The organism is Vibrio gelatinilyticus (assembly GCF_022836845.1).
GTDB lineage: Bacteria > Pseudomonadota > Gammaproteobacteria > Enterobacterales > Vibrionaceae > Vibrio > Vibrio gelatinilyticus.
Genome location: NZ_JAJNNZ010000001.1, coordinates 373,015 through 395,432 on the forward strand (window position 1 = coordinate 373,015; position 22,418 = coordinate 395,432).

Below are 22,418 nucleotides of genomic sequence, written 5' to 3' on the forward strand. Positions count from 1 at the left end.
TAATTTCTTTGAGAATACTGACATTTACTTCGGCATTCTTGCCAAGTTACGCCATTCCATCAAGTTAACACCTATATACAAGATATATAGATACCACCACATCATTTGATTATAAAATCATACAATATCTACAGTACTGACTGTTATCTAATGGCGCTAGTATTTCGTAATATTCGTTATTCTTGACATTGCTAACCAATCCCGACACACGCACTAGCTAGGTCTAATCCGTCTTACCTAGTGTTCAGCAGAGATAATATCCAGCATCAACACTTCATGTTCACGAATGTTGGCTCGCCCAGCATCATGTGGTCCCCAATCTTTGTAACTCATCATGATAGCTTGCTTTAAACTCTCTGCTCGATTGTTCTCAATGTAGAACTTCTTCTTATCTTGCGGAGAATAATTACTAAGCCTTGAGTTACTGCTTGGTGAAATAAGGCAAAGGTTACCGAAGCGATCCACGTCCTGCATCTTACTTGCACCAGATGGGTCGGTTTGTGGGAAGTAATGTTCAACAGAAGTTCTGAATGAAAACTGAAAATCGTCGAAGTGCTTTCCAAGTTCATTTTTACCGATACCATCAAACGATTCATTGTTTGAGAGACGTTTCCACAATAAATAGTCTAAACGATTAAAAACAAAGTTTTGCACACCAGTTCCCTGATGTAACACACCGACATTATTCTCTGTAAACTCAAGTTGAGAACCACCACAGATCTCATCAAAATACTTGTCACTCTGATTTTCAAGTGCAGCTAAGTACGAACTGCCATCAACTTCCAATCTGTCTTCTGTAGCGAGATCGTTTAATACCCGTAAGGCGTCATTCAACCAACGCTTATATACCAAAGCAGGGTTCGATACATGGAACATTGCCAAGATCATACGAATCTTTTCGTTGTTATCGCTACTGAAGGCATTTGGGTACTCTGGACTCAAACTATTTTTGTTTATGTAAGAGTTAAGCCTTAACAAGCTCCACTTACGCTTTTCATCGTGTTGGTCAGGCTTGATTACGTAACTATCAAACAGAATTCGACATTTAAGCAGTTCATAGACAAAAGCTTTAGCGCCAACCTTTAGACCATCGCCTTTAGAGATAAATGCATCGATCAGCTTCTTATCATCAAGCGAAACGTTCTCTTCCGTCTTCATCAGTTTTAAGACATGAAGTAAGAAGTTTGAGAAATCGATAACCGAACCAAAGCGTTCTTCCTTCTCACGCTCGTCATCGTCAGTATTTGAGCTGGATGCCTTGTTACCGATGATTTCTCGCAGAGTCATTGCATCTTCTTTTTGCTGCTTGCTCGTGTGCTTTTCTTGAATAGCTTCAAAGCTTATTGGCATTGTCTGCCAATCTGAGCCGAATACCTCTTTTCGTAAGTCCGATTGGAAGCCCATTTGGGTATAGCGCGTCATATTCGCACAAGCGTCCCAAACAGTGGAAAAGCAGCCTCTCTCCTCATCATTATCGAGGGTAGCCATAAACTTCGCTTTCAAAACTTCATGCTTTTCTAGCTGCTCACCACGGTTATTCATGATCTCAAAGTAGTGGTTAAGATCAGTTTGAGGTGGAACGACGACTCTAAGAATGGTGACGTTTTCTAATAGATACCCAAAGAACTGCTTAGTTTTCGCCTGTGTATCTAATCCTTTGGTTTTGAAGTAACGCTTGATGATGTTGAAAGCAGCATGAATGTTAGGCTCTTCTGACTCGCCATTGGTTCTGCCTGTATAGATGTCATCTAATGCTCTGGAGGATTTTGGACGACTATCAAAGGTGAGATTAATGTCTAGCCCTTCTAGCTCGCTCTCTTCGAGCACATCACAATGTTTGAGGTACGCCAACAAGATAGAGAGCGTGGTATGCCTTTGCTGTCCATCAATGGTTTCGTACACCACATTAGATTGATGTGAATGCGATGTACGCTGATAAACTACAAGACTACCAAGATAGTACTTTACTTGTTTGGCAGTAGCAGTTTCATTCGACTGAGTAATCAGCCCTGCAGCATCACTGATATCTTGGATAAGCTGCTCAATTTCTGTCGCACCCCAAGCGTAGTTGCGCTGATAGATAGGAATCACATATTGGGTTTTACTGTCGAAAAGTGCTCTAACGGATAACTGCTCTACTTGGTTCGAATCACTCATTTACACTTCCCGATTTCATTGCTTCAATAGATGCCTGCACGTCCTTCGCGTTCTTGAACTTAGGCTCTTGAATGTAAGGAGGCTGAAAGTTCAACACCTGTTGAGGGTGAACAGCTTTGCTGATTGCTCTAAACAGCCCACTACGATCCTTAGCGTGGTTATCTACCGACTCCATACCGATACGTTGTAGCTCAAGGCGAAGGAAATAACTCCAGCGATAACAAATCTGTGCCGCTTTCTCTAACTCCACATCACCGAACTTGTCGTAGTAATACATCACTGCACACAAAAATAGGTTTCGTACATAGCTATCCCCTTTACGGCTACTGCCTTTATACTTAGCGTGCTTATCGACGAATGAAGATAGCCTTGCCTCATCACCAACGAACAAGGTCGAGTGAATCGCCATGTAGTGCTGAATGTACTCAAAGAAGCGTTTACCGTTGATCATCACCTGATCAACTTGAAATGGATACCCTTTCGTTTGCTTGTCCCATTTACGTGCGGGATCAGCATTAAAAGTTTCAATCGCATAATCAAGCGCAAGCATAGAATCTACATAGGCGTACTGAGTGTTTTCTAGGTTAATGCCTTTAAATACATCGATGTTATGGCGACTAAACTGTATGCCGTAGTCACCATCGACCCAACGGCGCATACGGAATAAGAACTCTCCCATGATAGTATGCAAATTCGCAGAGTCATCATCGGGGTTAACGCCTTGCTCCCACAAGCTTACATGGTGCAACCTCTCTGTTTGCTCTGTCGAGTCCATCATTTCACGTAGATGGTAAGCCTTTAGCAGATCATGAGGTGCAAGCGCTTTACCACGAGCGTTTTGCGAATCGAAAAACTGGAATGCTTCACTTAAATCATCTAGCGTAACTTGTATAAGCTCGCACTTGTTAAGAACGAAATCGAGTAGCTCTTGCTTTTCTGTATCTGGCAGACTGGCTACTCGTTCAGAGATTATTTGCGCATTATTCTTGAGGTTTTGGATACTGACCGAGGATTCAAATCTGTGCTCAAGAAGAGTTGATATGATGGTTTTCTCTTCTCCATCCAGGATAGTACAAAGCAACGTTAAGGTGAGAAGGCGCTGCTGCCCATCAACGATGTTAAGCGCGTCCTTTTTTTCGCCACTTTCCACATCTTTTCCTTGATGTAGTACCACCGTACCAAGCCGATAACATGGCTTAGTGCGGTGATTAAAGATGTCATCAATCAGTTGATTAACGTGTTTAGGTTGCCATTTGTATGGGCGTTGGTACTCAGGAATAGTGAGTTTTTGTTCCAACAACTGCGCAATGGTTTGAGGCTGATTGAAGACTATTGCCATGGTTATACCGCCTGTTCGACAATAGCGTCTGTTACTTGTAATTGAGTGATTTGAGACTCTTTTAATCGAGCTTTTAGTTGTTCGCAGACAACCATCAGTTCTTTAACTTTAGTAACTATACGGTGTTGTTCTTCTAGCGGTGGCATTGGCAACACAATGCTACGACTTTTTGTAACAGATATATTATCCTGACCAGCCGTACCAATCAGTTCTATACTCTGAAGGAATAACCCTGCCGTTAAATAAGTATATATATACTTATTTAATAAAGGTTCTATCGGTCGAAATACGACTATAGCCTGATTACAATTCCATTCAGGATATGAATCAGGGATTATCGCTACTTTTCCAAGAGGTGGCCCTACGATGTTCATCACAACGTCACCAGGATAAAGAATTGAACGGGTTAGTTTGGTTTTATGGTGTACAGAATCAACGAACTGTTCTTTATAATTGAAATCAATTTCCTGATTTCTAATATTGTAAACCTTGAGATACGGCACACCTTCACTCTCGATAAACTTATCTTTCGGAGGGGTAGAGCCAGAAGTAATACCTGTACAAATGTCATCAAAACGAGCAAAACACCAACCATTTGCAAGCTCAAATAACTTTTCATCATCAGCAATCGGCGGCAGTGCCTTCTGCTTTTTGATTTTCTTCTCTTTAATTAACTGGGCTTTTTCTTCCCCAATACGCTCAAGCAGCTTTGCAGCAGGTTCATCATTTGGGTCTTGTGGGACAAGCTTACCCATTACCGCCAGTTGCAAGATGGTTTGTTTTAGCTGATCGATGCTCGCTTCGGTGGTGAACAGGGTATCGAAGTGCTCCGCAACCATTTGCCAGTTTTGCATTAACTCTTCAGCATTTGCTGAGTTGGTTAGCGTGTCTAACAGCGTTGTTACCAATACCTGATGCGCTTCAATGTTGGCTTCGGTTTGTTGTTCTAGTTGGTCGCAGAGTGTCATTAGTTCATCGACTTTGGCGACGATGCGGTGTTGTTCTTTTAAAGGTGCAACAGGAACTATTACGGATACTACTGAGCTTGTATTTAATTCGACTTGTTTCGTTGACCCAGAAACTAATGCATTCTCATGGTCTGGTTGTATTCTAGCTTGTACCCCTGGTGCCATAATGAAACACCATAAAAATCGGCTATAGAAATTGGTTGGGCGAATGACAGTAACGTGTGAATCGGCAACGATACGCTTTTCAGGAATATTCGTAATCACATTTGCACGACCAACAGTGCCTGTACCTGTTGAATTCCATAGAATATCATTGTCTTGCAAATATCTTTCTTCCTGATATTTTTCAAGACTTTCATCAGTCACATAACGAGCAGGTGATAAATCGAATCCAGAGTTTTGCACACACTTTTGGGATACTACTTGTACACTTCCTGATTCAGCATACTTAGGTCCTTTCCCTCGCTGAACATATGTCGTCAAATCTTGTAAATGAGCCCATTCCCAACCAACTGGTAATACAAAACTTTTTTCTTCGTCTGATATTTCAGGTAAGTTTTTCGGCTTCTTAATCTTCTTCTCTTTGACCAACTGCGCTTTTTCTTCCGCAATTCGCTCAAGCAGTACCGATGAAGGTTCATCTGTTGAGTCCTGAGGCACTAACTTACCTCGCACAGCTAATTCTAAAATCAGCTCACGCAGCTTCTTCACACCATAAAGCTCGCGCTTTTTGCTGCTGCCACGACCAGAGGATGACTTGGCTTTAACGGTTGAGGTCCAAACGTCGATATTATCTGTTATCAACTGATTCATAGAGGTCTGTTCTACACTCATTATTCAGCACCACCCACAGACGAATTCAGGGCTTCACCTAGAATGCCTTTAAGTTGATTACGAAGCTGAGAGATCTCTTGCTGCTGCTGTTGGTAGCTCTCTAATAACTCTTTTGGATCGTGACTAATCACTTCACCTTGATACGGGTTTTTAATATCTAGGTTGAAGTTACGCTCAATGATGTCGGCGATTGGCACTTTCCATGCGTGATTGTTCTCTACACGACTAGCAAAACCGTCATCTTCATTGCCCCACCAATCGATTTCTTGCTGGAACTCTTCGAACTTCATTGGTTTGGTTTTGCTGTAGTTCTTCACGCCTTCTGGGTATGGGTGCTCGTAGAACCATACGTCTTTGGTTGGCTTGCCTTTGGTGAAGAATAGAATGTTGGTTTTGATGCCTGTATATGGGTTAAATACCCCATTAGGTAAACGCACGATGGTGTGCAGGTTACACTCTTCGGTTAGCATCTTTTTGATTTTGGTTTTAACGCCTTCACCAAACAAGGTGCCGTCTGGCAGTACTACGCCTGCTCGACCGTTGTTTTCATCAAGCACTTCAATAATAAGCTGTAAGAACAGATCGGCAGTTTCACGCGTCTGCATTTCGGCTGGGAAGTTCTTTTCAATGCCGTCTTCTTCTGTACCACCAAACGGAGGGTTAGTCGCAATCACATTGATGTTGCTGTCCCAGCTTGAAAGCGGTTTGTTTAGCGTATTGCCGTGTTTGATTTGTACTGGTACTTCAATGCCGTGCAGCATCATGTTGGTGATGCACAGTAGGTGTGGCAGTTGTTTCTTCTCGACACCATGAATCTGCTTTTGCAGTGTTTGGTGATCCGCTGCAGTTTTCACGTAGTTGTCTTTCACATGGTCAAACGAACATGCAAGGAAGCCGCCCGTCCCCGTTGCTGGGTCCATAATCGCTTCGCCCAGTTTTGGGTCTAAGCGGTTTACGATGAAGCGTGTAACAGCACGAGGCGTGTAGATAATGGAATTTTGGGACTTTCCGAAAACTGTTACACCTACATCCAATAAGGCTTCAAATGGTGTAACAGTTTTAAGTCAATTATCGCCCAGTACACTCTTAAAACGGAATGGGCGCAGTGGATTTTGTTACTTATATGGTAGCGGTGGAAGTATTTTCGCTTTTAACTCGTCGACAGAATACGGTGGTGATTTACGGTGGAGCATCGCATGGCAGTTTGGACAAACAGGCACTAAATCCTTAATTGGATCTACTTGGTATTCTTCGTCAATATCAGAGAGGGGAACGATATGATGTACGTGTATAAAATCACGCCCTATATCACCATAAACATCGGAAAAGTTGAAATTACAGACTTGGCAAATCGCTTTGTAGTGCTCAATGCACGCCTCCCTTGCTTTGGGGTTCCTCTCAAACTTATTAACAGTAACTTTCTTTGATGAGCCTTCATATTGATCTTCTATCTCGTCAGGATAAACAGAAACATCTACCTGCTTTGAGTAAGCGAGAAACTGTAGGTAAGCGTGCATCGCAGACTTACAATTCCTTCTAGAACCATCTGGCATATCCGTATCCAACAGGCAACCATCAATCTTGCGAACATCAGCCTCTGTTGCGACTGTCTTTGAGGTTATATTAATGCCAATGTGATTGGTGATATTGTTCAAATAGTCGATATAACTCGTCGCTGTACCTGTTGTCAGCCTGCGTTCTTTTTCGTGAACAAGGAAATACTTGAATTCTCTTTCTTGCTCGATCATATGGCGACTCCTTGTCACTATTATATTTCAGGTTAACCCACAAACTTCAAACGCTCAGCAAAGTCATTTCGCTCCGCAAGCACTTGATCATACATTGAATAAACCTGCTGAATATGCTCCCAAAGCTGCTCGTTTTGCTTTTGGTACGAGCAAGCCATCAACTCCGCTTCTTCTTGTTTTTGCTTTGCCTTATCGAGCTTAGACTTCAGCTTCTCAACCTCTGTCGTAACCTCAATCTGTTCCTTTCGACTTTGCTGTGTCTCTTTAGCAGCCTGAATACGCACCTTTAACTCAGGATAACGATTATAAATTAGAGCATTAGAAACACCTGCCTTTGCTGCTACTCGGCTCACATTTATCTTTTCGCCTGTCGCAATCATCTCGGTCACAATGGCTTCAAGTTGCTCTCTTGTTTCAGTTTCCATTAGGCTTCCTTAACGTTGATTTGAAGTTGTTCAATGATTCGATTGGCAGCATGTAAGTTATCGGTGAGTGCGCCCTTAAACGATGCAAACCTTGGTTGCATCTCTTCAGGAAATTGCTCAAACGCCGTTAGTTGCTGTTCACAGCGTTGCTTTATCACTAGCCAATGAGGTAGATGTTTCGGTGTTGCGATATAAGAGTCACAGTTGATGCAATGGCTTGGGTCAGCCGCATTGCGGACTTTGCAGCTTGTACCTTTGGTGCAATATCCATGTGATAGCCCTCTGAAATTAGACGAGTGCTTGGCGGTATAGGTTAGTAGTTCTTGCATATTGGCGAAGTGCGGTGAAGAGCCATTTTCAAAGTCATCACCAAGCACCTGTTTTAGTATTTCAACAAACTTCTGACCACCTCGACCAGCCAAATGACCTTGCTCTGCTGCGCTGACCAAATTGGTCATGGCTTGCTCGGTTAAATAAGCTTCAAAACTTTCGGTAAGACGTACAACCTCTGCCATAGAATCGTAACCGCGATGGCTATAAACCAGCGTCATACTGCTTTCTAAGTGTTTATATTGGTACTTAATGTCATCAAGATCGCCTAAGCGATTGGCAACAATAAACCAAGCAAACGTGTGCCGAAATTGGTGAGAAGTAAAGTTAAACGGGATGCCAACTTGGTAAGGTAAGCGGAAGTTTTTACTCGTTGCAGAGACAGATTGAACATTACACCCCAACGTTTCCAACTGCTCAATATCCGCTTGCGTCACTGGGATGCTAAACAACGTATTCACGTTATTGAAACCGTTTTTGCTTACCTTAGATTGATTACTAAACCACGCCGACTGCTTGGGGTATCTCACTCGAAATAGTTTGTTGTCCTCAGCGCCAAATTGAAGGTTAAGGAAGCGCTTTTCAGGAAGTGAGTTTGAATAAAATTGGATGAGTTGCTTGGCTCGTGCACGATAAATCGTGTTCATCTTGCCAAGTAACTTAACCCCTCTATACGCTTGTTCACTGACTACCCATTCTAACGCTTGACTGCCATCTGTTGTTTTTGATAAATCAGAACGTAAGTAATGAATAGCATCACGGCTGAATGCCGCATCATCGTCAAGCGCCATGGCTTCACTGTGCCTCATCCCTGAGTAGGCCATAACAACCACAAAAACATAGCACCTTATACGTTTAAAATACGCATGCAAATGATTTAGCTCTTCCGCTTCAGTTTCACTCAATGCATCGATAAAGGTGTTACAACTAAAGTGACCAGGATTGAGGCCTGCAATTCGGTTATTCAAGCCCAGTTGGATGGCTTGCCATTGGTCAAAATGCCTCTCCGCATGCTCAAGTTGCTCTTCGCACTCCTTCAGTATCAATTTCATTATGCGGATAGGGATCACCGCATGCTTCTGACGTAGAGAGGATTGAAGGGCAATCAGAGGACTGAGTAATTCAGTAAATAAATCCACACGTTCGGCTGATTTAATAATGCCGTATTGTTGCCACCAATAGAGCGCACTCGATACATCCTGTGCGATGTAAATATGCTTTGATGCGTTATTAGCCGTCAAAAACTTACCAATAAGATGCCTTAACCTCAACAAGGGCAACACATCTAACTGGTGTAAAGAGCGAATGTTTTGCGCCTGCAACCAAAGACCAAATCGTTTGCTACAACGAATGATCCGTTTGGTTGTTCCCCATTTTACAGGTTGCATGCCTTCACCTGCACCATGCGCAAGCATCCCTAACGTTATCGCTCTCAGTTCATACCCCAACTCCGTATTCGCCTGATGAAAGGTGATGGATGACTTCTCACCATTTCTTAGCCAAGAATCATCACTGAAACGGCTTATCATCGTTCCCGTGTTTCTGTTTGCTTGCCATAAAACCGTGGAGGCTAATCGTTGGTATTTTTCCGTAGAAAAAGGGCGCAATCGAATGGCACCATCAACATTCAAAACTGTGTCTACCACGTCATGTATCATGACCTTTCCCCTATACCGCGACGGTTGAAATAGCAAATGACCAGAATGGGTGCATGCCCTGATTTCGCTGCATCTCTTGAGCTTGTTCGACTGCTTTATGATCTCTGTTCGAAAGCTGATGCAGAATATCATTCACTCGGTCTTTCAATACTTCCATTGCTTCCGTTTGTTGTTCATTGCCCTCTAGATTAGACACACTTGCCCTCATATCCGCTAAGACATAGTCCCGATAACTTAGAAGTTGCCACACATGATCTGGATCGGCGACAGTTCGAAAATATTTGCACCAAATACAAGCTAGATAGTCACTGCACCATGTCGCCTCACGGCCATTGTCTTTATGTAACAGTCGATGCTCTTTGTGATATTGCTGTGCTTCAATGTCATTGCCCTTGGAGGCACATAACCCCGTTGGCGTCTGCTGTAGCTCGGTATCATCTTTGTCGATAATAATGATGTCAGAGCTGATCTCACGCCCCGTAAAGTAGCTCTGCATGGTTTGCACTGCATCGCCAAGATTGGTTTGAATATCGGCTTCTTCCACTTGCTTGTAGTGCTGAATAAATGTCGAGTAGGAATGGCGCATCCGCTGCTTGTATTTACGCAAATCTTTTGCCACTTCACGGTAGATATAATTAGCCCCTGACTTACGAATGCGCTGAGAGTTGTACCGCACACGGCAACCTTGCTGTTCCAACTGGTTGTTTATGTAAGATGTGGCATTAGTGCCTTTAACGCAGCCGATCTCTCCGTACTCTTCATAAACAAACAGGAGTGATTGAAATGGCGAGCGAGCCTTTCGGTACTGTTCAGTGAGCACTTTTACTTGCAACAAGTCCTGCATCACGCTGTTCACCGTGCGACCATCAAGCTGAAAAGTATCGATGTCGTACCCTTTACGCGCTTTTTGCAGCATGACCACCATCGTCTTTTTCGACGTGGGTAACTCAATCTCTTTGATATCAGAGAGTTCAATTGCACACATTGGCGCAGTGTTCCAGCAAGTTTTTAGCTGGATTTTGGCAAAGTACAGAGCGATTAACGGCTTACTTTCTTTTGCTTGTTCAATGGCTTTCTCTACGTGGAAAACCAACTCCGTTAGCTCTTCATCACTGTAGGTCTTTTCTAGTGATTCTCGCTTGGCATGAGTTTGGTAGCGTTGCATCGATATTCGATAGGCATCGACAACCTCTTGTCCTGTCACTTCCATTAACCAACGTATGACTTCAAAGTAACCTGTACCCGTTCGGAGTGAGATACTCTTTTGCTGAACATCACTTTGAATGGCTTGAAACAGTGATTTTTGGATGCGATTGTTATCGACACTTAACGCTTGTAAGCCATATTCCTCTAATTCGTCTTTAAACTGCGGGGCTAAGCACTCTAGTAACAATCGCTTGGCCTTTGAGAAGCGAGTATGGAGTGTTTCCATACTGTAGCTTTTTTGCGGCAACAGCTCAGTCTCGCTGCTTAGTAAGGAGGTCATTTCAGCGTAAATCTTTGGCATAGCCGCTTTTAGATCTGCGCTATCGATGTGTCGCCAAGCACCTTGTTCTTTAAAATAAAATGCCCACAAATCCGAAAGATAGTGATGTTTTTGCAGCGGTCTTCCCATGAAAATACCAATGGCAAACACCAGTTCATTACGCAATTCTTTGCGGATATCACTGCGGTAGATTGATTTCAAAAATGCATTATGCTCCTTAACAAAGCCACTAAACCCTTGTTTAAGCAATTCTGCATTGGCGTCATTAGCAATAATGAATCGGCAAGCCGTCAATATCACACGAAATCGTGCCGACATTGAGCGTTGATTATGACCTTTCCCGCCTTGATATCGTTCACTTGCCAAAATTTGCTTCAAGTCCTCCACTAAAGCAGGTGAAAATTCGAATAAGTCCTTGATGTTGGTATTACCAACAGGCAGTTCAAGCGTAACCTTACTCATGCTCACCACCTTGCTGTATTGCTAGTAAATCACTGTGTAGGCTAGGTAAATGTTCACCAAACAGCTTATCGACCCAGCTCGACATCTGCTTATCAAAGGTTTCTGAACGCGCAAAGTTGATGTACTTTTGCGTGGTTGCAAAATCACTGTGTCCAAGCAGTTGCATTAGCTTGTATTGAATAAAGCCAATCGGCAGGTTTTGCTTAAGCATGAACTTGGCAAGGTTCGTGGCAAAGGTAGAGCGTAAATCGTGAAAGTCTCGTTCTAGCGGCTTATCTGTTAACTCTGCTCGGACTTTAGAAATCACATTGCTGACTGATTTGGAGACGATTGGCCTGCCTGAGCGATTAATAAACAGCGGTGCCGCATCACTGTCACCATGCTCTAATTGCCATTTACCTAATCGACGCTGCCGCTCAGCCGAGTTTAGATAGCCCCATAAACTCGCCATAAGCGCACTCGAAACCATGACCTTTCTGGTCTTACTCAGCTTGCCTGTGATTTCAACGTAAAAGATTTTGTCCGTGATAAGCGCAGGGTCTTTGACTGCCGATGCTGGAAATGTGGCGACCTCATCGGCTCTTAACCCACATTGGTGCGCCAATTCTACCCACAACCTTGATGCTGGCTTGGTTAGTTCCTTGCTTGTGTAAAGCAGTTCCAACTCTTCACGGCTATAAGGCGCTAATTCATTCTGATTAAAGGACTTTTGTTTGTACTTCTTAGGTATGAGCAAGTCGGTGGTTGTTACCGTGATACCACGCTCTTGAGCAAACTGACCACTAAATAGGAAATCAATATCCCCATCTTTGCGCTTTTTCTTAATAACTTGAGTTTTGTATTGGAAAGGAATTTTATCGATACGGCGCTGTTTCAGTGCCCACTCGTAAAATTGGCGAATATGGTTCATATAAAGATTGGCAGAGTCACGATCGATCTCTTTGGTGGCCACTCGATCAATTAAATGTTTGCGAAAACGGTACACAGGGAGCCAATATTTGGCTTTTTCTGAAGGAGCAATAGCAATCACTTCTTGCCACGCTACATTGTTTTCTTCAAGCCATGACAGGAAGATGCTTAATGAATAGGCCGTTGAGCTAAGCGTCAACACACTTACCCCACCAAGGGTGTTTGTTTGATTGGCACGCTTGGGAGGCATAAACTGCCCTTTATAGCGATGCTCTAAAAACAAATTCATTTCCAATACATCGTGAATACGAGTCAATGAGCGTAAACGAGGAAACTTACTGATCTCACGCTCACAATGATACGACACCTCACGTAAAGACTGCCCACAACGTGACTCCTGATTGAAGTACGGCAAATCACCCAGATTCACCTCATTTTTAACAACACTTACCATTACACCACCCCGCACCATCCGCTTACTGCAATAAAAAGATAGGTGAGGTAGGTTTTAATGTCAAAGTTTTATTTGCATCATACAATTACTGTAAAAAATCATTGCGCGAGATTTGTCAGATGCCACAATATCAAACATGGAATAACTAAGAGGCTCAGCCAAATGGTTGAAAGTAATGAGCAAGCAATCTTGAACACGCCAAAAGGAAGCGTTCAGAGATGAGTGTTCAGAAAACGGTTACATCAGTAACACTCAACGACTGTGTCACGATTCAAGCGGGTTACCCATTTAGAGGGGCGATCAGAGCCATCCCTAGTGGTAGCGTCAAAGCCGTACAAGCTAAAGACATCTCTCCTTTAGGCGAGTTGATAACGGATGATTTGATCACCACCGACCTGACAGGTAAACGAGGTGCTGACTGGCTCAAGCAAGGTGATGTGTTATTTAGCGCCAAAGGCTCGAAACATCTGGCAAGCTATGTGAGTAAGCAATTAGAGAGCACTACCTGTGCGCCAAGTTTGTTTTTGCTCAGGGTAAAACCGCAATGGCAAGAAAAGGTTAATCCACAGTTTTTAACCTGGCAGCTTAACCAAGCGCCTGTGCAAACCTATTTTAAGCGCAGTGCCGAAGGCAGTTTTCAGATAAGCATCAGAAAACCTGTGCTTGCAGCAACGCCCATTGCACTGCCCGATATTGAAACACAGAACACGATTGCCAAGCTCTATGAAGCCAGCATCAAAGAGAATGCGCTGCTTCATAAGCTTATCAACAACCGTCAGCAGCAGCTTAATGCTATTGCTTCTGACTTAATCCAAAATTCTAATGAATTAAAGCAAACTAATTAAAGGCTAGGGAAAATGGTACATACACCAATTAATCAAGATCCTCTTTACCAAGAACAAGTCAACAAAGCCGTATGGGCTGCCTGCGATACCTTCCGTGGCACCGTAGACCCATCTATTTACAAAGACTTCATCCTAACCATGCTGTTCTTAAAGTACATCTCAGACGTACACCAAGACAAGTTTGATGAGCTATCAAAGCAGTTCAATGGTAACGAGCAGATGGTCACTGCGATGATGTCGAAACAGTCTTTCAAAATCCCCACTGGTTCTACTTTTTGGGACTTATACGAAGCTCGTCATGAAGCAGGTAACGGCTCTCGTATTGACCAAGCCCTCCACGCGATTGAAGAAGCGAATGGCACTAAGCTAAAGAACGTGTTCCAAGACATCAGCTTTAACACTGACAAGCTCGGTGATGAAAAGCAAAAGAACGACATCCTTCGCCACCTACTGGAAGACTTTGGCAAAGAAACCTTAAACTTACGCCCAAGCCGCGTCGGTTCACTGGACGTAATTGGTAATGCATACGAATACCTCATCAAACACTTTGCGGCTGGCAGCGGCAAATCGGCGGGTGAGTTCTATACTCCACCAGAAGTATCGGACTTATTGTCTATCATCCTAGAACCACAACAAGGCGATAGTATTTGTGATCCTGCCTGTGGCTCAGGTTCACTGTTGATGAAGTGTGGTAAGCAAGTACAAAAGAACTGTGCGGGCTCTAAGCAGTATGCTCTGTTTGGTCAAGAAGCGATTGGGTCAACATGGTCGCTAGCTAAGATGAATATGTTCCTGCACGGTGAAGATAACCACCGCATCGAATGGGGTGACACTATTCGTAACCCTAAGCTACAAGACAAAGAAGGTGGCCTATTGCACTTTGATGTGGTAACCGCCAACCCACCATTCTCGCTAGATAAATGGGGTTTTGAAGATGCAGGTAACGACCACTTTGGTCGCTTTCGTCGTGGTATTCCGCCTAAAACCAAAGGCGACTATGCGTTTATCTCACACATGATTGAGACGCTAAAGCCGCAAACAGGTCGTATGGGTGTGGTTGTACCTCATGGTGTGCTATTTCGCGCTTCAAGTGAAGGTAAAATTCGTAAGCAGCTTATCGATGAAAACCTACTCGATACCGTAATTGGTCTACCTGAAAAGCTGTTCTTTGGTACTGGTATCCCTGCTGCCATTCTTATCTTCAAAAAGCAGAAAGACGATAACAAGGTACTGTTTATTGATGCTTCTCGTGAGTTCAAGTCTGGTAAGAACCAGAACCAGCTTACGCCTGAGAACATTCAGAAGATTGTTGATACCTACAAGGCGCGTGCAACTACCGATAAATACTCGTACCTAGCGACACTAGAAGAGATTGCCGAAAACGATTACAACCTCAATATTCCTCGTTATGTGGATACTTTTGAGGAAGAGGAAGAGATCGACTTAGTTGCGGTGCGCACTGAGCGTTTGGGGCTGCAAACTGAACTAGCCGATCTAGAAGCGGAAATGGCGGGCTACCTAGAGGAGTTGGGTTATGGTGCCTAATGGTTGGGAGTTCAAAAAGCTTGGGCTTGTAGCTGAGTTACAGCGTGGCTTTGATCTACCTTCAGCGAAACGAATTGAAGGGAATGTACCAATTATTTCATCTGGTGGCTTATCTGGGTATCACAATGAATCAAAGGTAGAGCCACCTGGTGTTGTAACAGGACGATATGGCTCAATTGGTGATGTATTCTATGTCGAGGAAGATTTCTGGCCACTGAACACCTCCTTATGGGTAAAGAACTTTCATGGGAATTATCCCAAGTATGTTTATTATCTGTTAACTAGCTTTGACTTTAAAAAATTTAGTGATAAAACAGGTGTCCCTGGTGTAAATAGGAATGATTTACATGCAGTTAAAGTCGGGCTGCCACCGCTACACGAACAACGCAAAATCGCCAAAATCCTCTCAACATGGGACAAAGCGATTGCCACCAATGAAAAGCTGATTGAAACCAGTAAGCAGCAGAAAAAAGCCCTGATGCAACAGCTTTTGACGGGTAAGAAGCGTTTGGTGAATCCTGAAACGGATAAGGTGTTTGAGGGGGAGTGGGAAGAAGTTAAATTAGCAAGTTCCGTTTCACTGATGAGAAGTGGTTTATCCAGAAAACTGGAAAGTGAGAATGTCGGTATAGCTGTTTTACGTTCAAATAATGTAGGTGAACGCTACACATCTAATGAAGATTTAAAGTATTGGTATCTAGATGACCCTCAAGGTGCAAATGTAAGGAATTACATCCTAGATGAGGGAGATATCCTTGTTAATTTTATCAACAGCTTAAGTCAAATAGGTAAAACCTGTATTTATAAAAAGACTGGTGACTTAAATGCGATATATACAACTAACTTACTTCGATTGAAACCTAATACCGAAGCAGTTACAGGGGACTTTTTGTTCTATTTAACGAAGACTGAGCGTTATCGCAACGCCGTAAAGTCAATAACAAAACCTGCTGTTAATCAGGCTAGTTTCACAACTAAAGAGTTTGGAAAAATAACATTCACTCTACCAGCTCTTAAAGAACAACAAAAAATCGCCTCAGTCCTTACCGCTGCCGACAAAGAAATTGAAGTACTTGAAGCAAAACTGGCTCACTTTAAACAAGAGAAAAAGGCACTAATGCAGCAGTTGTTGACGGGTAAACGCCGCGTTAATGCTGAAAAACAAACGGAGGTAGCCGTCTAATGGAAGTTAAAAAGTTAACATTACACAAAGTTGGACGTTTTGATGAACTGGAGATCCCTCTAGCTCCTCTTGGCAATCAATACGGTAACGTTACTGTGTTTGTTGGTAATAATGGCTCAGGGAAAACTTCTATACTCAAAGCATTAGCCACCTCATTGAGTTGGCTTGTCTCTCGTATCCAAAGTGAGTCAGGTAAGGGAAGCCCTATTCCTGAACTTGTTATCAAAAATGGTAGCCCTTCGGCTGCTATCGATGTAGATATTTTTAACCACGTTGTTGGTAACACTGAAGATGGTGATCTAGAAGCTTTCGATGAAAACTACTTTGAATGGCGTATAGCAAAAGCTCGCAAAGCTAGGAAGAGTGAGCACAAAAGTGATTACTGGGGAGCAACCAGTCTAGCGGACTTTTACCGTGAGCAAATTTCATCAGATGAAAAAGCTTCGCTTCCATTAATGGCTTTTTATTCCGTAGAGCGTGTCGTTATTGATATTCCATTGAAAATTAGAGAAAAGCATACTTTTCTTCAGTTGGATGGTTATGACAAATCATTGAGCCAAGGGGTAGACTTTAGACGTTTTTTTGAGTGGTTCAGAGAGCGAGAAGATACTGAGAATGAGTCTGGCTTAACCGATGATATCCTGGATCAACTAAAAGGGCTTTTTGATGATGACCAAGAAGCATGGTCAAAACTTAAGAGCCTAAACGCATCAAGCAAAGACAGGCAACTGACCGCAGTTCGCTCAGCCATCTATAAATTTATGCCTGAGTTTTCCAACCTCAGAGTTCGACGAAAACCTCGCCTTCACATGTCAATTGATAAAAATGGTCAATCATTAAACGTTGCTCAATTGTCTCAAGGGGAGAAGTCTTTAATGGCTCTAATTGGGGATATTGCGCGACGATTAGCAGTAATGAACCCAAGTTTAGAAAACCCGCTGATGGGAGACGGTATTGTACTAATCGATGAAGTCGATATGCACCTACACCCCAAGTGGCAACGTACCTTGATAGCTAAATTGACAAATACGTTCCCTAACTGTCAATTTGTTCTTACAACTCACTCACCTTTGGTAATCAGCGATAGCAAAGATGTTCTAACTTACTTGATTGGTGAGGATGATGTAACCCCTCTGCCATCACTTTACGGGCAAGATGCTAACTCGGTTCTTCTCGATATTATGGATACTGATATTCGAAACGCTCAAGTTAATGTCAAAATAGGTGACTTGCTTGATGCAATCCATGATTCAAACATCGGTAAGGCAAAAGAGCTGATCGCAAATTTAGAAGCTGACTTGCCATCAGATAACTTGGAATTATCTAAAGCAAAACTCTTGCTTCGTAAGAAGGAGCTAAGAATTGCGAAAGATAACTAAACGTGCAGGATACGAGCCCCAGCCATTGACGGATTGGAAACAAGCCAACCCGAATAAGCGATATCCACAACTTAAAGATGGTGCCGTACGTCAATCAATACGCTCGGAAGCTCTTAAAGAACAACATTATTTATGTGGTTACTGCTGTCAGGCTTTATCTGGTGGTGGCGATTGTCATAATGAGCATGTTGAAGCACAAGATCTCAATCAGAATAAAACTCTAGATTTCAGCAACATTATTGCTAGCTGCAATACATCAAAGCAATGTGGAGACTCCCATAAATCTCAACCTTTGCCACTAACACCATTAATGGCTCAATGCGAGACTGACTTGGTGTTTAAACTCAGTGGTCGTGTATCAGGTAAAACCCCTGATGCGATTGAAGCTATAAGAGTTTTAAATCTTGGGGATACTGAGAGAAACAACAAGAGCCTCATAGAAAAGAGAAAGCAGTTATCTCTCGCTCTATTGACTGAACATGTCATTGCACCAGAAGATGAAGAAGACTGGACAGAGGAACCTGAACTGCTTACAGACGTTATAAATGACCTTCTTACTCCAGAAAATGGAAAGCTAAAGCCCTTCGCACCTGTGGTTGCTAATGTATTGAGACAGTGGATGGCATAATGAACAACTCAAGCAATTTACCCAACTTCCGTGAAGAGCAAAGCGCGAAAATTCCCGCTCTCACCCTGCTGACCAACCTTGGCTATCAGTTCATTGCACCGAGCGAATGTGTGGTGAGACGTGGCAATCTTTCCACGGTCATTTTGCCTAATGTACTGCGTGATGTGCTCAAGCACAAAACCTACTCGTTCATGGGGAAAGATCATCGCCTCTCGGAAGCGGCCATCGATAAAATTGTCCATCAGCTTGCCAACCCGGCCATGAACGAAGGGCTGAAAGCGGCGAATGAAAAGCTGTATAACGCGCTGACCTATGGCATTGGCGTCACCGAGTTCGTTAATGGTAAGAAAGCCAGCCCAACGATCAATGTGATTGATTGGGAAATCCCTGAGAACAACCAGTTCCACTTTACCGAAGAGCTAGAAGTCGAAAACGCACATGGTACGGGTAAACGCATCCCCGATATTGTCTGCTTTGTGAACGGCCTGCCTTGGGTAGTGATTGAAGCCAAGCGTCCTGACTCTTCTCATGAAGGCAAGCCGACGGTTGCTGAGGGTATTTCACAAAACATCCGTAACCAAAAAGTCGATGAGATCCCACACCTGTTTGCCTATAGTCAATTACTCATGTCGGTGAACGGAAATGAGGGCTTATACGGCACCTGCGGTACGCCAAGTAAGTTTTGGGCGAAGTGGAAAGAAGAACAGATCACCGATGCCACCTTTGCACGCCTTAAAAACACGCCACTGACGCCAGATCAGCTAGATAAGCTGTTTGCGCACCGCACAGCCAAGGTTCGTGATGAATACCTATCGCTGATTGCGGGCGGTGATTTAATGGTGACTGACCAAGACCGCTTGTTGGTATCGCTGCTTCGTCATGACCGCCTTCTGGAAATGACCCAACTCTTCACCTTGTTTGATAAAAAAGCGGGCAAAATCGTGGCGCGTTATCAGCAGGTCTTTGGCATTAAAGCCCTGATTGAACGCGTAACCTCCTTTGATGAGAAAGGTGCACGTAACGGCGGCGTTATCTGGCATACCACAGGCTCGGGTAAGTCGTTCACCATGGTGTTTTTGTCCAAGGCTCTCATTTGGATTAAAGAGCTCGCCAAATGCCGTGTTGTTGTCGTTACTGACCGTGTTGATTTGGAAGATCAGCTAGCACGCACATTCGCCTCTGGCGGTGCACTGTCTGAAAAAGATCGTAAAACAGCCATGGCTACCACAGGCCGCCGCTTAGCGGAGCAAATCGGCAAAGGCAACGAGCGTATTATCTTCTCTATCATCAACAAGTTTGGCACCGCGATTGAACTGCCAGAGTGTTATAACGACAGCCCTGACATGATCGTGCTGGTTGATGAAGGCCACCGTAGCCAGAACGGTGAAAACAACATTCGAATGCAGCAAGCGCTGCCAAAAGCTGCTTACATTGGCTTTACGGGGACACCGCTTCTGCAAGATGATAAGACAGAAAACAAGTTCGGTAAAATCATCCACTCCTATACCATGCAACAAGCGGTGGAAGATAAAACCGTTACCCCACTTTTGTATGAAGAGCGTGTGCCAGAGCTCAGCACCAACGACAAAGCGCTTGATGCTTGGTTCGACCGCATCACCGATAAGCTGACCGAAAAACAGCGTACCGACTTGAAGAAGAAGTTCGCGCAGAAAGGTCAAATCTATCAAACTGAGGGTCGTATCGAGCTTATCGCTCACGACATTTCTGACCATTTCCAAAACTTTAAGCGCCAAGGTTTAAAGGGTCAGCTTGCTTGCGACTCAAAAGCCTCTGCCATCCAATACAAGAAGCTTCTCGACCAAATTGGTAAAGTGACCTCGGTTGTTGCCATGTCACCGCCAGACACCCGTGAAGGACACGATACAGTCGACGGTGAAAGCAAAGATGTGGTACAGAATTGGTGGAAAGAGAACGTGCTGGATTCTGATTTTGGGCAAGATGAAAAAGCCTACACCAAGCATATCATTGAAGAATTCGGTAAAGATGACGGCCCCGACTTAATGATCGTGGTCGATAAGCTATTAACGGGTTTTGATGAACCAAAGAACACCGTGCTGTATATCGATAAACCGCTTAAACAGCACAACCTTATCCAAGCCATTGCTCGCGTGAACCGTTTGCACCAAAAGAAAGAGTTTGGTTACCTCATCGATTACCGTGGCATCTTAAAAGAGCTCGATGCCACCATTGCGGACTACCAAGACTTGGCTGAGCGCACCCAAGGTGGTTTTGATATTGACGACCTTAAAGGCTTATACAGCCGCATGGATACGGAATATAAGAAACTGCCTGGCCTATACAGTGAGCTGTGGGCTTTTTTTATTGATGTAAAAAACACCCAAGATCCTCAAGCAATGGCACGAGTATTTGCGCCGAACATAGAATATGTAGATGGTCAGCCAACAGACTTAAACCTAAAGAAACGCCAAGATTTTTATAGCACGCTCACTGCATTTGCTAATTGTTTGAAAGTCGCTCTGCAATCTGCCACCTACTTTGAAGACAAGAGCTTCGATGATAAACGCCAGATTTATAAAGACACGCTAAAAAGCATGACGTCGCTGCGCCAAGTTGTCCGTCAGGATGCCGAAGAAACCATTGATTACGACGAGTACGCTGAAAGTATCCGTACCATGCTAGACAAACACATTGGTGGTGTTGAGATCCAAGAATCTAAAGGCGCGTATCTGGTCGGTAGCATGGGTAAAGATGTTAAGCCAGAAGAGCTGAGTGATGATGAAGCACGTAACAAAAAGGACGCGATTACGGGTCGTGTCACCAAGATGATTGAGCAAGACCTTGCCGATGACCCATACGCCCAAGAGTACTTCTCGAAGCTGCTTAAACAAGCGATTCAGCAAGCAAAAGAGATGTTTGATGCGCCTGTTAAGCAATATCTCCTATTTGCTGATTTTGAACAGCAAGTGATCGATCGCAAAGTCGAGGGAATGCCAACCGATCGCTTCGCAGAGCTAGATCCAAAAATTAAGCGTCATGTTCAAGCTTACTTTGGGTTGTTCTTAAAACATGGCGCTGAAGGTCAAGGTCTTACTGAAGATCAATGCTTCAACTATGCAGTAGAGATTGATGAGAAAGTACGCAAAGCGGTGGCAGAGTTTTCAATCAATCCATCAGAGATTGAAAACCAGATCACGCTAGAGGTACTTCCGTTGCTGTTTGCCGATTTAGGGGTCGATAAAGCGCAAGTCATTGCCGAAGAAGTGGTGCAAATCACTCGCTTAGGTCTAGCTGGTCACCATTAATGGCATCAACGGTTTCTGACGAACATAACAAGGAAGAATACAGCTTCATCTATGGGGATGAGGCTGTGAGCTATGAGGTGCTGCGTAAGCCTATCAAACAAGGAAAGAAGCGAAGCATTACCATCAAGGTGCAACCCAACTGTGATGTCACGGTGAGTACCCCAGAAGACGCTGAGCTTGAGGACATTCACCAAGCGGTAATGAAACGTGCCAAATGGATTTATGATGCTCTGAAAGAGTTTCGAGGTCATTTGGAGTACGTGCAGCCCAAACACTACGTCAGCGGTGAGATGCAGTTTTACCTTGGTCGTCGTTATGTACTAAAGGTTGTAGAAGATGCAGATGCCTTGCCAGCGGTAAAAATGACTCGTGGTAAGCTACTTGTCACCTTGACGAGGTTCAACGATGACAAAACTGCCATGGTTAAAGCGTTGGTGCGCAACTGGTACAAGGTTCGTGCGCAGCGTATTTTCCATGAGCGCCTATCTGAGTTGTTGCCACAAGCGACATGGGTTGATGGTATCCCAAGTTTTCGTGTGCTGCCCATGACCAAGCAATGGGGAAGCTGCTCAGCCAAAGGGAACCTGATGTTCAACCCTCACCTTATCAAAGCGCCTAAAGAGTGTATTGATTACGTGATTCTGCATGAGCTTTGCCACATCGCTGAGCATAACCATAGTGAGAAGTTCTGGCGCTGGCTGACCAGCGTGATGCCTAATTGGAAAGAAGTTAAAGCCCGTTTAGATGGGATGGCGGAGCTGTATTTGAATGAATAAGGATTGCT

General features: G+C 43.8%; 15 protein-coding genes and 1 pseudogene. 7 read left to right on the plus strand and 9 right to left on the minus strand.

Annotated elements, in window-relative coordinates:
* Positions 1-237: 237 nt before the first annotated feature.
* The 9 genes and pseudogenes from LNL84_RS01700 to LNL84_RS01740 all read right to left on the minus strand — a co-directional run bounded on the left by LNL84_RS01700 (position 238) and on the right by LNL84_RS01740 (position 12,770).
* Positions 238-2,157, minus strand: coding sequence for a DUF262 domain-containing protein (locus LNL84_RS01700; protein ID WP_244354672.1), 1,920 nt, complete (start codon positions 2,155-2,157; stop codon positions 238-240).
* Complete coding sequence (locus LNL84_RS01705) at positions 2,150-3,496, minus strand: DUF262 domain-containing protein (protein ID WP_244354674.1); 1,347 nt, start codon at positions 3,494-3,496, stop codon at positions 2,150-2,152. Before LNL84_RS01705 ends, LNL84_RS01700 begins: the two co-directional genes overlap by 8 nt.
* 2 nt (positions 3,497-3,498) lie before the next feature.
* The gene (locus LNL84_RS01710; RefSeq protein WP_244354676.1) at positions 3,499-5,298 is read right to left on the minus strand and encodes a restriction endonuclease subunit S; all 1,800 of its coding nucleotides are present in this window, start codon (positions 5,296-5,298) and stop codon (positions 3,499-3,501) included.
* Positions 5,298-6,284, minus strand: a pseudogene (locus tag LNL84_RS01715) (N-6 DNA methylase); the annotation flags it as partial. The pseudogene LNL84_RS01715 and the gene LNL84_RS01710, both read right to left, overlap by 1 nt.
* Positions 6,285-6,413: 129 nt before the next feature.
* The gene (locus tag LNL84_RS01720) at positions 6,414-7,046 is read right to left on the minus strand and encodes an HNH endonuclease (protein ID WP_244354679.1); all 633 of its coding nucleotides are present in this window, start codon (positions 7,044-7,046) and stop codon (positions 6,414-6,416) included.
* A gap of 32 nt (positions 7,047-7,078) precedes the next feature.
* Positions 7,079-7,471, minus strand: a complete 393-nt coding sequence (locus tag LNL84_RS01725) for a hypothetical protein (RefSeq protein ID WP_244354680.1) — start codon at positions 7,469-7,471, stop codon at positions 7,079-7,081.
* Positions 7,471-9,459, minus strand: a complete 1,989-nt coding sequence (locus tag LNL84_RS01730) for a site-specific integrase (protein WP_244354682.1) — start codon at positions 9,457-9,459, stop codon at positions 7,471-7,473. Before LNL84_RS01730 ends, LNL84_RS01725 begins: the two co-directional genes overlap by 1 nt.
* A 10-nt stretch (positions 9,460-9,469) precedes the next feature.
* Complete coding sequence (locus LNL84_RS01735) at positions 9,470-11,407, minus strand: hypothetical protein (RefSeq protein ID WP_244354684.1); 1,938 nt, start codon at positions 11,405-11,407, stop codon at positions 9,470-9,472.
* The gene (locus LNL84_RS01740; RefSeq protein ID WP_244354686.1) at positions 11,400-12,770 is read right to left on the minus strand and encodes a tyrosine-type recombinase/integrase; all 1,371 of its coding nucleotides are present in this window, start codon (positions 12,768-12,770) and stop codon (positions 11,400-11,402) included. The genes LNL84_RS01735 and LNL84_RS01740 overlap by 8 nt, the downstream gene beginning before the upstream one ends.
* A gap of 218 nt (positions 12,771-12,988) precedes the next feature.
* Between LNL84_RS01740 and LNL84_RS01745 the strand changes: the two genes are divergently transcribed.
* Genes LNL84_RS01745 through LNL84_RS01775 form a run of 7 tightly spaced genes read left to right on the plus strand, consistent with a single transcriptional unit; the run spans position 12,989 to position 22,410 of the window.
* Positions 12,989-13,615, plus strand: a complete 627-nt coding sequence (locus LNL84_RS01745; RefSeq protein WP_244354688.1) for a restriction endonuclease subunit S — start codon at positions 12,989-12,991, stop codon at positions 13,613-13,615.
* Positions 13,616-13,627: 12 nt separating this feature from the next.
* Positions 13,628-15,160, plus strand: a complete 1,533-nt coding sequence (locus LNL84_RS01750; protein WP_244354690.1) for a type I restriction-modification system subunit M — start codon at positions 13,628-13,630, stop codon at positions 15,158-15,160.
* Positions 15,150-16,343 carry a restriction endonuclease subunit S gene (locus LNL84_RS01755; protein ID WP_244354692.1) on the plus strand — a complete coding sequence of 398 codons (1,194 nt, stop codon included), beginning with the start codon at positions 15,150-15,152 and terminating at the stop codon, positions 16,341-16,343. The genes LNL84_RS01750 and LNL84_RS01755 overlap by 11 nt, the downstream gene beginning before the upstream one ends.
* Positions 16,343-17,722 (plus strand): AAA family ATPase, encoded by a 1,380-nt coding sequence (locus tag LNL84_RS01760; protein ID WP_244354694.1) that lies wholly within the window; start codon positions 16,343-16,345, stop codon positions 17,720-17,722. The genes LNL84_RS01755 and LNL84_RS01760 overlap by 1 nt, the downstream gene beginning before the upstream one ends.
* Positions 17,706-18,350, plus strand: a complete 645-nt coding sequence (locus tag LNL84_RS01765) for an HNH endonuclease family protein (protein WP_244354696.1) — start codon at positions 17,706-17,708, stop codon at positions 18,348-18,350. Before LNL84_RS01760 ends, LNL84_RS01765 begins: the two co-directional genes overlap by 17 nt.
* Positions 18,350-21,634, plus strand: coding sequence for a type I restriction endonuclease subunit R (locus tag LNL84_RS01770; protein WP_244354698.1), 3,285 nt, complete (start codon positions 18,350-18,352; stop codon positions 21,632-21,634). Before LNL84_RS01765 ends, LNL84_RS01770 begins: the two co-directional genes overlap by 1 nt.
* Positions 21,634-22,410 carry a M48 family metallopeptidase gene (locus LNL84_RS01775; protein ID WP_244354700.1) on the plus strand — a complete coding sequence of 259 codons (777 nt, stop codon included), beginning with the start codon at positions 21,634-21,636 and terminating at the stop codon, positions 22,408-22,410. Before LNL84_RS01770 ends, LNL84_RS01775 begins: the two co-directional genes overlap by 1 nt.
* Positions 22,411-22,418: the final 8 nt, after the last annotated feature.